This is a genomic window from Actinopolyspora xinjiangensis, assembly GCF_900104475.1.
Taxonomy (GTDB): domain Bacteria; phylum Actinomycetota; class Actinomycetes; order Mycobacteriales; family Pseudonocardiaceae; genus Actinopolyspora; species Actinopolyspora xinjiangensis.
The window spans coordinates 363704-377759 of record NZ_FNJR01000002.1 but is presented as its reverse complement, the minus strand read 5'-3'; the positions used below and the strand labels follow the sequence as shown (position 1 = coordinate 377759).

At 69.8% G+C, this 14056-nt stretch carries 14 protein-coding genes; 9 read left to right on the top strand and 5 right to left on the bottom strand.

Going from position 1 to position 14056, the window contains the following annotated elements:
* Positions 1–126 precede the first annotated feature (126 nt).
* The 4 genes from BLQ75_RS04370 (at position 127) to BLQ75_RS04355 (ending at position 5552) form a co-directional block, all read left to right on the top strand.
* Positions 127–1524, top strand: coding sequence for a class II fumarate hydratase (locus BLQ75_RS04370; RefSeq protein WP_092598444.1), 1398 nt, complete (start codon positions 127–129; stop codon positions 1522–1524).
* 268 nt (positions 1525–1792) lie between these two features.
* Positions 1793–3316, top strand: a complete 1524-nt coding sequence (locus BLQ75_RS04365) for a tetratricopeptide repeat-containing diguanylate cyclase (RefSeq protein WP_092598060.1) — start codon at positions 1793–1795, stop codon at positions 3314–3316.
* Between the two features lie 135 nt (positions 3317–3451).
* Positions 3452–3937, top strand: coding sequence for a DUF4288 domain-containing protein (locus BLQ75_RS04360; RefSeq protein ID WP_092598057.1), 486 nt, complete (start codon positions 3452–3454; stop codon positions 3935–3937).
* A 175-nt stretch (positions 3938–4112) separates the two neighbouring features.
* On the top strand, positions 4113–5552 hold the full coding sequence (locus BLQ75_RS04355; protein WP_092598054.1) for a GuaB1 family IMP dehydrogenase-related protein: 1440 nt from the start codon (positions 4113–4115) through the stop codon (positions 5550–5552).
* Positions 5553–5735: 183 nt separating this feature from the next.
* Here the strand turns inward: BLQ75_RS04355 and BLQ75_RS04350 are convergent, their stop codons facing one another.
* Positions 5736–5969: a hypothetical protein gene (locus BLQ75_RS04350; protein WP_139182903.1), complete on the bottom strand. Its 234-nt coding sequence runs from the start codon at positions 5967–5969 to the stop codon at positions 5736–5738.
* 109 nt (positions 5970–6078) lie between these two features.
* On the opposite strand from BLQ75_RS04350, the gene BLQ75_RS04345 reads away from it, so the two are divergent.
* The 3 genes from BLQ75_RS04345 to BLQ75_RS04330 all read left to right on the top strand — a co-directional run bounded on the left by BLQ75_RS04345 (position 6079) and on the right by BLQ75_RS04330 (position 7999).
* On the top strand, positions 6079–6966 hold the full coding sequence (locus BLQ75_RS04345; RefSeq protein ID WP_170837315.1) for a DUF5753 domain-containing protein: 888 nt from the start codon (positions 6079–6081) through the stop codon (positions 6964–6966).
* Entirely contained in the window at positions 6966–7151 is a 186-nt protein-coding gene (locus BLQ75_RS04340; protein WP_092598045.1) for a DUF397 domain-containing protein, read from the top strand. The genes BLQ75_RS04345 and BLQ75_RS04340 overlap by 1 nt, the downstream gene beginning before the upstream one ends.
* A gap of 203 nt (positions 7152–7354) precedes the next feature.
* Positions 7355–7999, top strand: coding sequence for a hypothetical protein (locus BLQ75_RS04330; protein ID WP_092598039.1), 645 nt, complete (start codon positions 7355–7357; stop codon positions 7997–7999).
* A 116-nt stretch (positions 8000–8115) separates the two neighbouring features.
* On the opposite strand, the gene phoH2 is transcribed toward BLQ75_RS04330, so the two are convergent.
* From phoH2 to BLQ75_RS04315, 3 genes are all read right to left on the bottom strand, one after another.
* Positions 8116–9507 carry an RNA 5'-3' helicase PhoH2 gene (phoH2, locus tag BLQ75_RS04325; RefSeq protein ID WP_092598036.1) on the bottom strand — a complete coding sequence of 464 codons (1392 nt, stop codon included), beginning with the start codon at positions 9505–9507 and terminating at the stop codon, positions 8116–8118.
* Between the two features lie 289 nt (positions 9508–9796).
* Positions 9797–10675, bottom strand: a complete 879-nt coding sequence (locus tag BLQ75_RS04320; protein WP_092598033.1) for a PfkB family carbohydrate kinase — start codon at positions 10673–10675, stop codon at positions 9797–9799.
* Positions 10672–11865: a hypothetical protein gene (locus BLQ75_RS04315; RefSeq protein WP_092598030.1), complete on the bottom strand. Its 1194-nt coding sequence runs from the start codon at positions 11863–11865 to the stop codon at positions 10672–10674. Before BLQ75_RS04315 ends, BLQ75_RS04320 begins: the two co-directional genes overlap by 4 nt.
* Positions 11866–12202: 337 nt before the next feature.
* Between BLQ75_RS04315 and BLQ75_RS04310 the strand changes: the two genes are divergently transcribed.
* The gene (locus tag BLQ75_RS04310) at positions 12203–12454 is read left to right on the top strand and encodes a hypothetical protein (protein WP_244515224.1); all 252 of its coding nucleotides are present in this window, start codon (positions 12203–12205) and stop codon (positions 12452–12454) included.
* A 272-nt stretch (positions 12455–12726) separates the two neighbouring features.
* Positions 12727–12984, top strand: a complete 258-nt coding sequence (locus BLQ75_RS04305) for a hypothetical protein (RefSeq protein WP_170837314.1) — start codon at positions 12727–12729, stop codon at positions 12982–12984.
* A gap of 162 nt (positions 12985–13146) precedes the next feature.
* Here the strand turns inward: BLQ75_RS04305 and BLQ75_RS04300 are convergent, their stop codons facing one another.
* A complete protein-coding gene (locus tag BLQ75_RS04300) occupies positions 13147–13923 on the bottom strand; it encodes an isoprenyl transferase (RefSeq protein ID WP_092598027.1) in 777 nt (258 codons plus the stop codon).
* Positions 13924–14056: the final 133 nt, after the last annotated feature.

Below are 14056 nucleotides of genomic sequence, written 5' to 3'. Positions count from 1 at the left end.
AGGCTATCGTCCCGACGCCCGTGAGTGGGGGACGAACGCGATCGGAATTCTTCCCACCGGTGCGCCGAAGGTCGAGTGGGCGAACCCATACTGACCCGCGCCGCGGGCACGGTTCACACTTTTCGCATGAGCGAACAGCGATACCGCACCGAGCACGACACCATGGGCGAGGTACAGGTGCCAGCCGAGGCGCTGTACCGGGCGCAGACGCAGCGTGCCGTGGACAACTTCCCCGTCTCCGGACAGGGCCTGGAACGGGCGCAGATCCGCGCGCTGGGACTGCTCAAGGCCGCGACCGCACGGGTCAACGGCAGGTTGGGCGTGCTGGAGGCGGACATGGCCGAGGCGATCGCGGCCGCGGCCGACGAGGTGGCCGAGGGCAGGCACGACGACCACTTCCCCATCGACGTGTTCCAGACGGGGTCGGGCACCTCCTCGAACATGAACGCCAACGAGGTGATCGCCACCCTCGCCACCCGCTCGCTCGGACGTGACGTCCACCCGAACGACCACGTCAACGCCTCGCAGTCCTCCAACGACACCTTCCCCACCACGATCCACGTCGCGGCCACCGAAGCGGTGCTGACCGACACGATCCCCGCGCTGGAACGGCTCGCCGCCGTCATCGAGGACCGGGCCGCGCAGTGGAGCGAGGTGGTCAAGTCCGGTCGCACCCACCTGATGGACGCGGTGCCGATCACGCTCGGGCAGGAGGCGGGCGCCTGGGCCGCCCAGGCCCGCTACGGCGTGGAGCGGCTGCGTGCCGGGCTGGACCGACTCGGCGAGCTGCCCATCGGTGGTACGGCCGTGGGGTCCGGGCTCAACGCCCCCGAGGGGTTCGGGGCTGCTGTCTCGTCCGAACTGGCCCGGGTGACCGGTCTTCCGTTGACCGAGGCCCGCGACCACTTCGAGGCACAGGCCACACAGGACGGTGTGGTGGAGACCTCGGGCAACCTGCGCACCGTCGCCGTGAGCCTGAACAAGATCGCCAACGACCTGCGCTGGCTCGGCTCCGGCCCACGCACCGGGCTGGCCGAACTGGCGCTGCCGGACCTGCAGCCGGGCTCGTCGATCATGCCGGGCAAGGTCAACCCGGTGATCCCCGAGGCCACGATGCAGGTGGTCGCCCAGGTGGTCGGCAACGACGCGACGGTCTCGTTCGCCGGTTCGCAGGGCAACTTCCAGCTGAACGTCAACCTGCCGGTGATCGCGCGGAACGTGCTCGAATCGGCGCGGCTGCTGGCGGCGGTGTCCAGGCTGCTGGCCGACAAAGTGTTCGCCGGTGTCGAGGCCGACGCCGAACGCGCCCGCGAGTACGCCGAGGGCTCCCCCTCCATCGTCACCCCGCTCAACCGCTACATCGGTTACGAGGAGGCGGCCGCCGTAGCCAAGCAGGCGCTGAAGGAACGCAAGACCATCCGTGAGGTCGTGCTGGAACGCGGTTACGTCGAGGAGGGCAAGCTCACCCGGCAACAGCTCGACGAGGCCCTGGACGTGCTGAGCATGGCGCGAGCGGATCGCTGAGCGACCGGCTCGCGGCCCCGGCCGGTGCCCCTGGAATCGGCCGGGTCCTCCCTCCGCACCGCGCGGAGACCCCGTGCCCGGGGCGCCACGCCCCCGCGAAGGCGCTCCGGGCCGCCCTCCCACATCCGGTACCACTCCGGCACCGACGACCAGCGCGGCGGTGAATTCGCACGGCATCGGCTCGTGACTCCGTTCACAGGGCCGTGGCACTATCGTGACGCGTAGCGGCACCCGGGTGCCGCTGGTCGGACGCTGCGGGGACAGGGGTATGCATATTCCGGAGACGGAGGTCGGGCCCGTCGAGGACTTCGCGGAGCACTTCGACAGAATCCGGTCGCTGGCTCGCGACGGTGACAACGCGGGCGCCATCGAGGTGGCCGACCGGATAGCCGCCACCGCGACTGATCCGCTCGTGATCTGCCGAGCGCTGGTGCTCAAGCTCGGCAGGCTGTTCAACCTGGGGCGCACGCAGCAGTGCCCGGCGGTGCTGGACCGGGCCTTCGAGGTGTTGGCGGACCGCCGGGCTCCCGCCCTGCGGGGCCATCTGCACGCGCTGGCCGGAATCATCGCCGCCGCCGACTCGCTGGAGCGCTGCGTGCGGCACCTCGTGCAGGCGGAACGCGAGCTGGACAACGAACGGGGGCCGACGGAGGACACCGTCGTGGCCCGGCACGACCTGGCGGTGACCTACTCCTACCTGGGCTTCCACGCCCAGGCGGCGCCGTTGGCCGAACGCTGCTACCGCGCGGGCCAGGCGCTCGGGCTGCCCAGCGGGGACCACGCGCTGCCCGAGGTCGCGGTGCGCTGGGCGGTTTCGCTGGATCACCTGGGCGACGCCGAGGGCTGCGCCGACATGCTGCGCTGGGTGCTGGAGACCTGGGGCGAGCGCACCGATCCGCGTCGGCTCTGGCCCGCCGAGCAGTACTACTACGGCTACGCCGCGATGCGGCTGCGGGCGCTCGGTGAGCCCGCCGAGGTGGACCCGGGCCTGTTCAGCGTAGAGGAGCAAGGCTGGGAGATGAGCGACCTGCGGATGCTGGCCGGGGCCTGCGAGTCGATCGCGGCGGGCGATCCCACCGGGGCGCTGCGCCTGCTCGACCGCCCCACCCACCCCTACACGCTGGGAACGGCCGAACCGCACCGCGTGCGCGCCCTGGCGCATGCGGCCGCCGGTGACCACCGCTCCGCCCGCGAGGCGGACCGGGAGGCCACGCGGGCGGCCACCAGCGACACCGGCCGGTTGCACGACCGGCTGGTCGACGGCACCAGGACCCAACTCGACCACGAGGCGCTGCGTCGCACCGTGGAGCAGTACGCCTCGGAAGCGCTCACGGACCCGCTCACCGGGCTGCCCAACCGCAGGCACTTCGACCGCTACGTGGCACGACTGGCCGAGGACGGCGTCGATGCCGCGATAGGGGTCATCGACCTGGACGGTTTCAAGACCGTCAACACCGTCTACGGCCACCTCTCGGGCGACCTGGTGCTGCAGCGGGTGGCGGCCATTCTCGCCAGAACACTGCGGCAGGGTGATTTCGTCGCGCGTTACGGCGGTGACGAGTTCGTCGCGGTGCTGCCCCGGACCGAAATCCCGGACGCCCACCGCATCGGGTCCCGGATAGCGAGCGCGGTCGCCGACGGGGACTGGGACGCGCTGGTGGCGGGGACCCCGGTCTCGGTCACGATCGGCTGGGCCGATCTGACGGACCCGCTCGGCCTGCCCGGCACCCTCGAGTCGGCCGACCGCGCCATGCTGAGCCGGAAGAGGCTGGCGGGAAGCACCCGTGGCTGAGTCGCGATCCGCCCCGCGCCGCGGGATCGCGCCGCGGCGGGTCGGGCGTGCTCGCCCCCGACACGCGGGCCACGCCCCGGTTCGGGAGCGCGTACCGGCGAACGGCGCGGGCACCGCCAGTGAGAAAGTGGAGTCATGAGCAATCGCGGCAGCGAGCCGGAGCCCGAACAGCCTCGTGAGATGCCACCCCCGGTGGAGCTTCCCGACGAGCTGGTGGAGGGGGCCGACCGTTCGATCAACATCGGCGGCGATCCGACGCCGGGGGGCCGAGCGTCCGCTTTCGCCTCGGAGGAGCCGGACGCCTACGTCGCGGTACTGGTGACGGAATCGACCTCGGATTCTCCCGACTTCCAGCCGCTGTACGAGGAGTCGTTCGTGCTGCTGACGGCCCACTCGGAGGAGGAAGCCCTCGAGAAGGCGCGCGAGTACGGCAAGCAGCAGGAGATCAGCTATCACAACGAGCACCAGCAGCTGGTCACCTGGCGGCTCAAGCACGTCGTGGAGGTCAAGCAGGTCGAGGACGCGACCTTCGACGACGGTTCCGAGCTCTACAGCAGGTTCTTCCGCGACTACGCGCGTTACCGCTCCTTCGAGCCGACCCTGGAGGGCGAGGAGCCCTGACCGCGGGGGCCGTTCCGCGACGAGCGCGGCGGCGCGAGGCGGGGGCCGTGGGTGGTGTCTTCGCACGAACGGCGACCGGCGGTGCGTTCACGCGGTTGGCGGTCGCGCACAACGCGGGCGAGCTCGGTCACCGGAGCGGTGAGCGGGTACCGCCGAAGGGGTATCCTGCCGGGTTGTGCGGTTCTTGAACGAACAACGGCCCACCACGGACCTTACCTACGACGACGTGTTCCTCGCCCCGGTGCGTTCGGGGGTGGAATCGCGGTTCGACGTGGATCTGTCGACCAGCGACGGCTCCGGCACGACGCTGCCGATCGTGGTCGCCAACATGACCGCCGTCGCGGGACGGCGGATGGCCGAGACGGTCGCCCGGCGGGGTGGTCTCGTGGTGCTGCCGCAGGACGTGGCTCCGGAAGCCGTGGCGGAGATCGTCTCCTGGGTGAAGTCCCGGCACGTCGTGTGGGACACCCCGCTCGTGCTGCACGAGGGGGACGCGGTCGCCGACGCGCTCAACCTGCTGCCGAAGCGGGCCCACGGCGCGGTGGTGATCGTCGACGACCGGGAACGTCCGCTGGGGGTGGTCGACGAACGCTGCTGCACCGGCGTGGACCGGTTCGCCCGGCTCGGCGAGGTCGCCGACCGCGACCCGGTGGTGCTGCCGCTGGAGACCAAGCCGCGCGAGGTGTTCGAGACGCTGCACCAGCGGGGCAGTGACGTGGCGCTGGCCGTGAACGGTTCCGGCGAGCTCAGCGGCATCATGACGCGGCGCGGTGCGCTGCGCTCCGAGATCTACACTCCGGCCGTGGACTCCTCGGGCAGGCTGCGGGTGGCGGCCGCCGTGGGGGTCAGCGGCGACGTGGCGGGCAAGACCTCGGCGCTGCTGGAGGCCGGGGTGGACATGCTGGTCGCCGACACCGCGCACGGCCACCAGGAGAAGATGATCGCCGCGCTGCGCGCGATCCGCTCGGTTTCCCCGGAGGTGCCGGTGGTCGCGGGCAACGTGGTCACCGCCGAAGGGGTGCGCGACCTGGTCGAGGCGGGCGCCGACGTGGTCAAGGTCGGTGTGGGGCCCGGCGCGATGTGCACCACCAGGATGATGACCGGAGTGGGCAGGCCGCAGTTCTCGGCCGTGGCCGAGTGCGCCGAGGCCGCCGCCGAGCTGGGCAAGCGAATCTGGGCCGACGGCGGCATCCGCCACCCCAGGGACGTGGCGCTGGCGCTGGCGGCGGGAGCCGCCTCGGTGATGGTCGGTTCCTGGTTCGCGGGCACTTACGAGTCTCCCGGTGACCTGCAGCGTGACGAGCACGGCAACGCCTACAAGGAGTCCTTCGGGATGGCCTCCAAGCGCGCCGTGACCGCGCGCACCCGTTCGGACAGCGGTTTCGACCAGGCCCGCAAGGCGCTGTTCGAGGAGGGGATCTCCAGCTCCCGGATGCGGCTGGACCCCAACGCCCCCGGCGTGGAGGACCTGCTCGACGAGATCAGCTCGGGGCTGCGCTCCTCCTGCACCTACGCGGGCGCCAGGACGCTCTCGGAGTTCCACGACCGGGCCGTGGTGGGCATCCAGTCGGCGGCGGGCTTCGCCGAGGGCAGGCCGCTGCCCAGCGGCTGGTGACGTTTCCACACCGCTCGTTCGTCCGGTTCACGGGCGCCGGGGTCGGGAGGCGGTGCGCTCGCCGTGCGGTGGGTCCACCGATCGTCACCGACGAGCACTGAGCACCGTCGGGAGGCGACATCATCGGTCGGGCATGGATCCCGCGAGGAATCCACGCCCGACCGATCGCGGCTGCTACCGCGCTCACATCACCGTCAGCGGCTCGCCCTCGACGTCGAGTTCGGCGATGGCACGACTGCCCAGCGAGACCACCCGCTCCAGCGCCTGCCGGTCCAGGCTCAGCACGAAGGTCTCCGAGGAACCGAAGGCCAGACTGGCCTGCTCGTTGAGCCGGTCCACCTCACAGCGCACCGCCACCCCGCTGCCCATCTCCACGTAGGACTCGACCGAAACCCCGGTGTGCCCGCAAAGACTCATGATCCACGCTCCTCGCTGGTCGATACGATGGTTGTCCGAGTTGACAGGGATGGTGGCCACCAGAACCAAAATAAGACTGACTGTCAGTCTTTGACAGCCATCTGATCGGGTGAGTTACGAGGGGAAGCGCATGGGCCGAGCCCGCCAGACATTCGAGCGACGGCAGTTGGGGCTCACCCTGCGTCGGCTCCGGGAACAAGCGGGCAGGTCACAGCACGCCGCCGCTGCGGCGATCGACAAGGCGCGCTCGCGCGTGGTCCAGATCGAGGACGGCGAGGGAACGCTGCCACCCGAGAGCCTCGAACTGCTGCTCGACCTCTACGAGGTGGACGCCCCGGAGCGGGAAACAGTCCGAGCGCTCGCCAACTCGGCCCGGAAACGCCAGAAGCGCAGGGCTTACGTGGACACGCTGCCCGACGCCTACCAGCGGTTCGCCGACCTGGAGAGCAACGCGAGCGAGATCAGGGCGTTCGAACCGAGCATCGTTCCAGGGCTGCTGCAATCGCCTTCCTACCTACGCTCCGTCATAAGCTCCTGGGAAGGCATCTTCACGAACTCGGCACCGGCGGAGATCGAACAGCGCATCGACTACCGGATGAATCGCCAGTCCAGAACACTGCACGGCGAGCGCTCCAAGGAACTCGACATCGTGCTCGCGGAACACGCGATCCTGGACATGAAAAGCACCGGCTCCCTGCTACGAGACCAACTCGAACACGTACTGTCCTTGCTGGACCAGTGTGAAAACCTGACGGTTCGAGTGCTCCCGGTGGGATCGGTGTCGAATCCCGCTTGTGGCGGCGGATTCACGATATTCGGTTTCGGTGACCGAGGTTCACCGATAGCTTTCTCCTCGGTTGTACATGGCCCGTCCGTCTACCTCGACGACACGGAAGACGTGGGAGTGCTCACCAGAATTTTCGACCGGGTGCGCGAGCTGACGCTCACTTCCGACGAATCTCGGGCTTTCCTGGAACGAACCCTCAAGGAGGTCTGATGTACGACACCGGCTGGATCAAGAGCGCTCGCAGTTCGGGAGGTAGCGACAACTGCGTGGAGGTGCGCATCACCGACACCACCGTGGGAGTCCGCGACTCCAAGAACCCCCACGGCCCCGTCCACACCTTCACCCACCACGCCTGGCGCGCCTTCCGCCACACCCTCACCACCGACGAGCACTGAGCACCGCCGGAAAGCGTTAACACCGTCGAAGCGGACGAAGTGACACGATCGGTTCGAGTGAACCCGCCTCCCACACACCGAGGCCGACCCTTCGTTGCCGGTTGTAGTACAACCGAGCGCGGAGAGTGATCGCCTCGCTCTCCCGGACGCGTTCCCGCGAGACCGCGGGAACGGAGGGAACCACGGCTTCGAGGAGGTCCACATTGCGTTTTCGGCGAACCCGCACGGCGGCGGCCGGGATCGGCGCGGCGGCGCTGGCCGCGGCGGTTTCCGGAGCGATGCTGCCCGCCACGGCAACGGCGGAACCGGCTCGACAACAACCGCCCGGCTGCGGGACGGGGTGTGAGCGGGTCTTCGACCTGTCGTTGCCCTACGACGTCCGCTTCACCGGCTGGCGGGACGACTCGGTTCCCGGTGGCCGCAGCGTACTCGCCTACTACATCGGCGACGAGCTGCACGACAGCACCGAACTGTCCGACAGGGGCGTGCTGGACGCCGGTTGCGGTTGGGAGGGCGACGCCCAGCGGTGCGCGGTGACCTACTACACCGGGGCGCACAGCAGCGGAGCACTGTCGGTGCTGCTAACCGCCGACCGGGGCATCGAGCGGACCGACGACGTGGTGGGCGCGGCCCCGGGGGCGACGCTGCGCCGGTTGGACGGCAACGGTCGTCCTGACGTGGCGATCCGGCAGAGCACCTTCGACCCGAACTACGCGGACGCTCCCCAATACTGGGAGACCTACCTGGAGTTCGAGGGCGAGTTCGTGCGGACCGGTTGCGGCGCGCCGGAGCAACACCCCTCACCGGCACCGACCGAGCCGCTGTACGGCACCTGCGTCTACTACTGAAGTCTCCTCGACACCGTTTCCGACCCGGTCGTGCCCTCCGACCACGCCGGAGGGCACGACCGGCGGCATCTTCCCGGCGCGCCCGCCACGGCGCACGCGGGCGGGTGCCGGAGGCGTCAGCTCATGAACTCACCCTCCAGCATCTCGGTGACCAGGGCGGCCACCGGGGAACGCTCGGACCGGGTCAGCGTGACGTGCGCGAACAGTGGATGCCCCTTGAGCTTCTCGATCACGGCCGCCACGCCGTCGTGCCTGCCGACCCGCAGGTTGTCCCGCTGCGCCACGTCGTGGGTCAGCACCACCCGCGAATTGGTGCCCAACCGCGACAGCACCGTCAGCAGCACGTTGCGCTCCAACGACTGCGCCTCGTCGACGATCACGAAGGAGTCGTGCAGCGAACGCCCCCTGATGTGGGTCAGCGGCAGCACCTCCAGCATCTCCCGGTCGATGACCTCGTCGATGACGTTCTGCCCCGCGAGCGCACCCAGCGTGTCGTAGACCGCCTGGCCCCAGGGCTGCATCTTGTCGTCCTCGCTGCCGGGCAGGTAGCCGAGCTGCTGACCGCCCACCGCGTACAGCGGGCGGAACACCATCACCTTGCGGTGCCTGTGCTGCTCCATCACCGACTCCAGCCCGGCGCACAGCGCCAGCGCCGACTTGCCGGTCCCGGCGCGACCACCCAACGAGACGATGCCGACCTCGGGGTCCATCAGCAGGTCCAGCGCGATCCGTTGCTCCGCGGAGCGACCGTGCAGGCCGAAGGCCTCGCGCTCGCCGCGCACCAGGCGCACCGTCTTGTCCGGGGTGACCCGACCCAGCGCGTTCTTCGTTCCCGCGAGCAGCCGCAACCCGGTGTTGACCGGCAGCTCGGCGGCCCCGTCCAGCTCCACAGAACCGGTCTTGAACAGCGTGTCCACCTCACCCGGCGGCACGTCCAGATCCGCCATGCCGGACCATCCGGTGGAGATCACGTCCTGCGCCCGGTACTCGTCGGCGTCCAGCGCGACCGCCGCCGCCTTCACCCGCAGCGGCATGTCCTTGCTGATCAACGTCACGCGGTTGCCCTCGGCCGCGAGGTTCAACGCGCACGCCAGGATGCGGGCGTCGTTGGACTCGGTGCGGAAACCCGGAGGCAGCACCTGCGGGTCGGAGTGGTTCAGCTCGACGTGCAGCTGCCCACCCGAGTCGCCGACCGGTACCGGCTCGTCCAGCTTGCCGTGCCGCAGCCGCAGGTCGTCGAGCCCGCGCAAGGCCTCCCGCGCGAACCAGCCCAGCTCGGGGTGGTGGCGCTTGCCTTCCAACTCGCTGATCACGACCAGCGGCAGGACGACGCTGTGCTCGGCGAACCTGGTGAACGCCCAGGGGTCCGACAGCAGCACAGAAGTGTCCAGGACGTAGCTACGCACTCCCCTTCCTTCGGACGCGTCCGCGAGACGCCGCGCAGGATCCGAGGGATTCACGCTTTCGGAACCGGACAGGGGCTCCGCTTGCTGGGAACGTCGTGTCATCACGGCTACTCCCTAACGGGCACGATGCCTCGCACCCGTTCGTCGGCGGGCCGGGCCGCCCCGCACCGAGGCAAGGCCGTGGGCGCCACCCGGTGGAGCCCGATCCGACCTTCGCCGCGGGTGAGGGGCCTCCCCGGACGGACCGCAATTACACGGCCCGTCACCGCGGACGCTACCCGTGTGATCGGCCGTTGGCAGGCAGCCACACAGGTGATTAAACGAATCGTCACCCGAAAGCCAGAACGTGCACACTCGGTGACCCCGTTCGGAGGACGGCTCCGGGGCGGGTTCAGCGGCGCCGCGACTCCCGCAGCCAGACGGAACGGCCGGGATGGCGCACCCGGTCGGCGGCGACCTCGGCCGCGAACGCCAGCGTCCCCGACAGTTCGGACGGCTCGTAGCCACCGGCCACGGCGTGCAGCACCGCGCCGTGGAACACGTCGCCCGCGCCGAGCGTGTCGACCGCCTCGACCTCCGGGACCGCGACGCTGCCCCACTGCCCGTCCGGGAGCCACCAGAGCACGTCCTCGGGCCCCCGGGTGACGGCCACCGCCCCTACTCCGCGCTCGAACAGCGCCGCTGGCTGCTCGTCGGCCCCGGCGGTGCCCGGCACCCGGAAGTCGGCGGAGCAGACCGCGAGGTCCACCCTGGACAGGATCTCGCTGAGCACGGGTTTCCAGCTGCCGCCATCGAGTACCACGGGCGCGCCGATCCGTTCGGCGTGCGCCACCGCCGCCCGGGCCAGCGCGGGACGGTGACCGTCCACGAGCACCGCGTCGTGATCACCACGCGGCAACTCACCCGGATCGGGGTCGTCACCCGCCGCCGCCCGCGAAACCACGCTGCGGCTGCCGGTAGCGCTGTGGATCGTCACGGCGGAGACGACCGGCGGGGTGGGATCGTCCGGGGTGACGTCGAGCAGTTCGACACCGCACCGCGACAGCTCGGCCGCGACGAGCCCCGCCATCGGGTGGGCTCCCAGGGCCGTCAACAGGCTGGTCGTGGAACCGAGCGCGGCGGCGGTGACGGCGGCGCCGGTGGCGGGCCCACCCGCGTCGAGCTCGGCCCGCTCGGCGGTCACCTTCTCGTTCGGCCCGGGGAACTCGGCCACCCGCTGCAGCAGGTCGAGGGTGGCCATTCCGGCACACAGCACGGCGCGTCCGCTCATGCGGCGATTCTGCCGGAGAGCTCGGACCGCAGAGTTCGCGGCGGCAGCGGCCGGTCCAGCAGCAGCCCGTAGCGGCGGGAGCTCTCCACCGCGCCCCGGCAGCCCACCCAGCCCCCCAGCAGCTCGTACCCGGCGGGATGGACGGCGGCGTGAGCGGCCGCCGAGGGATCGGAGAGCAGGTCGAGCAGCACCCCGGCGCGCGAGTCGTCCAGCAGCAACCAGCGCCGCAGGTACTGCCGCACCTGCCGGGGGTCGGTGCCGTGCTCGTGCAGCATCAGGGCCGCGTCGCGCCGGACCCCGGTCAGCACGCGCCGTGCCGCGTCCATCAGCTCCAGTTCCGCTCCCTCCGGGACGGACGGCGGCCCGCCCAACACCCCCAGCGTCCACTCTCCCCAACCCGGACCGACCAGCACGTCCAGCGCCCGCTCGGCCATCCCTTCCGAGACCACGCACTGCGGGGTCTCGGCCAGCGCGATGTCGTGCTCGGGAAGGGTGCTGCGGCAGTGCTGGGTGTGGTGGCCGGGGTAGGTCTCGTGTGCCAGCAGCCGGGGGAGCTCACTGAGCCGGTGCGGGGTGGCGGTACTGATGGTCACGCGGGAGCGGCCGACGCCGAGGAAGTGCTGCAGTCCTCCGAAGGAGGGATCATCGTCGAAGCGGTAGGTGACTCCCTCGTGGGAGGGAAGCCGGAAGGTCTCGCGGGTCCGCCGCCGCAGGGCCTCGGAGAGCGCGTGGACGCGGCCGGGCAGTGATTCCACCGGCACCAGCTCCCACCGCCGGAACTCCGCCATCCGTTCGGCCAGCGTCCCGCCGTTGGGCAACCAGTGGGCCAGTTCGGCGTGCGCGGCGGCGTACACCTCGGGGTGGCCCCGTTCCACCTCGACCTGGAAGCAGCGACGCAGCCGCTCGGCGAAGGGCATCGGCGATCCCGCGAGCCGCCGGGCGACGCAGTCCAGCGCGGTGAGCTGCCCGAGCAGGAACTCTCCCCGGTCATTGTCCAGTTCGGCGTGCCGCACGGCGCGGCGCAGCCGGCGGGCCTGCGACGCCAGCTCCTCGGGAGCCGGTGGGGGTTCCCGGTTGACCTGGTCGCGCAGCCTCGGGTCACCGGTGTAACTCTGCACGAGGCCCGGGGACACCCGCCCGAAGCGCAGGCCGATCCTGAGGTACTCGGCGATCAAGGCTTCCCCGACCACAGTCGCAGGATAGCGGACACAACGGCTCCGGGGGCGGACTTCCGCGCGGCGCGCCCCGTGGAGCGGGAGACTCCGGCGGTGTGTCCTTCGAACGGCGGTGTCGCCGAGGAAGCGGCTGGACGAACAATGCTCGGCAACGGGTTCCCTTTTCTTGTATCACCCGAAAGATACCTTTATACCCCCGATTAGATATTTACACGATGGTGTTACGGAGCTTTCCTCGCGATCATGCACTCGATAGGTTTCTCTCGTGTGCGCGCCCACGGCGGAATTTGCTGGGGTTCCGTCGCGTGGATCGCGTTCCACGAATCACCCGTACCGACAAGGAGCGAGTAAAGTGCTGAAGAAGACCGTCGCGGCCACCGGCATCGCCGCCGCCGGAATGATGGCCATGGCCCCCGTCGCCAGTGCCGACTCCAAGGACAACGACGGCATCAACCTCCTGAACGACAACAACATCAGCGCCGTTCCGATCCAGGCGTGCGGCAACAACATCGCCGTGCTCGGCGTGGTCGCCAACATCCTGGCCGCACAGCCCTCCCAGTGCGTCAACGCCCCGGTCGTGGACCACCCCAAGGCGGGCAGCTGATCACCTCTCAGTCGCGAAGCGGATGATCCGGAATGGACGGCCCCGGACGGGAAGCCGTCCATTGCGGATTCGGCGGCGACCCGAACGCAAACATTCCGGGTAGTACCGGTTGCGTTTCTTTCACGTGGACGCGAAGGCGAATCCGACGAACGAATCGGCGGATTCGTTCCGGTTCACGCCACAACGAAACACTCCCCTACGGTAGAGGCGCTCGCCGCCCGATCCGGTGGGAATCGTCGGAAAACGACGTGCGAATCGAAGGAGAACCTCCCATGCTGAAGAAGACCGTCGCGGCCACTGGCATCGCCGCCGCCGGAATGATGGCCATGGCCCCCGTCGCCAGTGCCGACTCCAAGGACAACGACGGCATCAACGTGCTCAACGACAACAACCTGAGCGTGCTGCCGGTCCAGCTGTGCGGCAACAACGTCGCCGTGCTGGGCGCGGTCGTCAACCTGCTGCACGCGCAGCCCTCCCAGTGCGTCAACGCCCCGGTCGTGGACCACCCCAAGGCCGGTCACCACAGCTGAACTCGGGTGAACCCGGTTGGTCCCGAAGTCACGGGATGACAGGAGCGGGGTCGGACACCGCGGTCCGGCCCCGCTCTTCGCGTTCGGCGGGATCGCCTTAGGTGCTCGGACATCGACACAACGCGAGTCGAAGCCCGGCGCACTCGCCCGGAGACCAACGCGTCAGTTACCGAACCGGCGGTGCCGAGCCGCGAAGTTCCGCAAGGCGCGGAGGAAGTCCACCCGCCGGAAAGCGGGCCAGTAGGTCTCGCAGAACCAGAACTCCGAGTGGGCCGACTGCCAGAGCATGAAACCGGACAACCGCTGCTCGCCCGAGGTGCGGATCAACAGCTCCGGATCGGGCTGGCCGGAAGTGTAGAGGTGTTCGGCGATGTGGTCGACATCGAGCACCTCGGCCAACTCCTCGATGGTGGTTCCCGCCTCGGCGTGCCGTTGCAGCATCTTGCGCACCGCGTCGGCGATCTCCTGCCTGCCGCCGTAACCGACCGCCACATTGACCTGCATCCCGCCCCGGTTCTCGGTCCGCAGCGCGGCCGCCGAGATCCTGGCGGCGATCTCGGTCGGCAACAGCTCCATCGCCCCCACGATGCGCACTCGCCACGGCGTGCCGGGCTGGGTGATCTCCTCCACCACACCGGCGATGATCTCCAGCAGCGAGTCGACCTCCTTGCTGGCACGCCGGAGGTTGTCGGTGGACAGCAGCCACAGCGTGACCACCTCCACCTCGCTCTCCCTGCACCAACCGAGGAAGTCCGAGATCTTGCGCGCTCCGGCGCGGTGACCGTAATCGGCGTCGAAACCGGCCTCTCTCGCCCACCGACGATTGCCGTCCAGGATCACGCCGACATGTCTGGGGCGCTGCGCCCCCGCCAGCTGACGACGCAACCGCCGCTCGTAGAGATCGTAGACGAGTTCCCGCAGCCGAAGTCTCAACGCCACGTTCCACGAGACTACGCGGAGGCTCGACAACGCCGACAAGCGACCACAGCATCCATCCGACCCGACTCCCGTGCTCGTCCGGCCCGGCACGAACCGCCCCGACCGAGGTGAGGACGAAGACCTCTCGGACCGA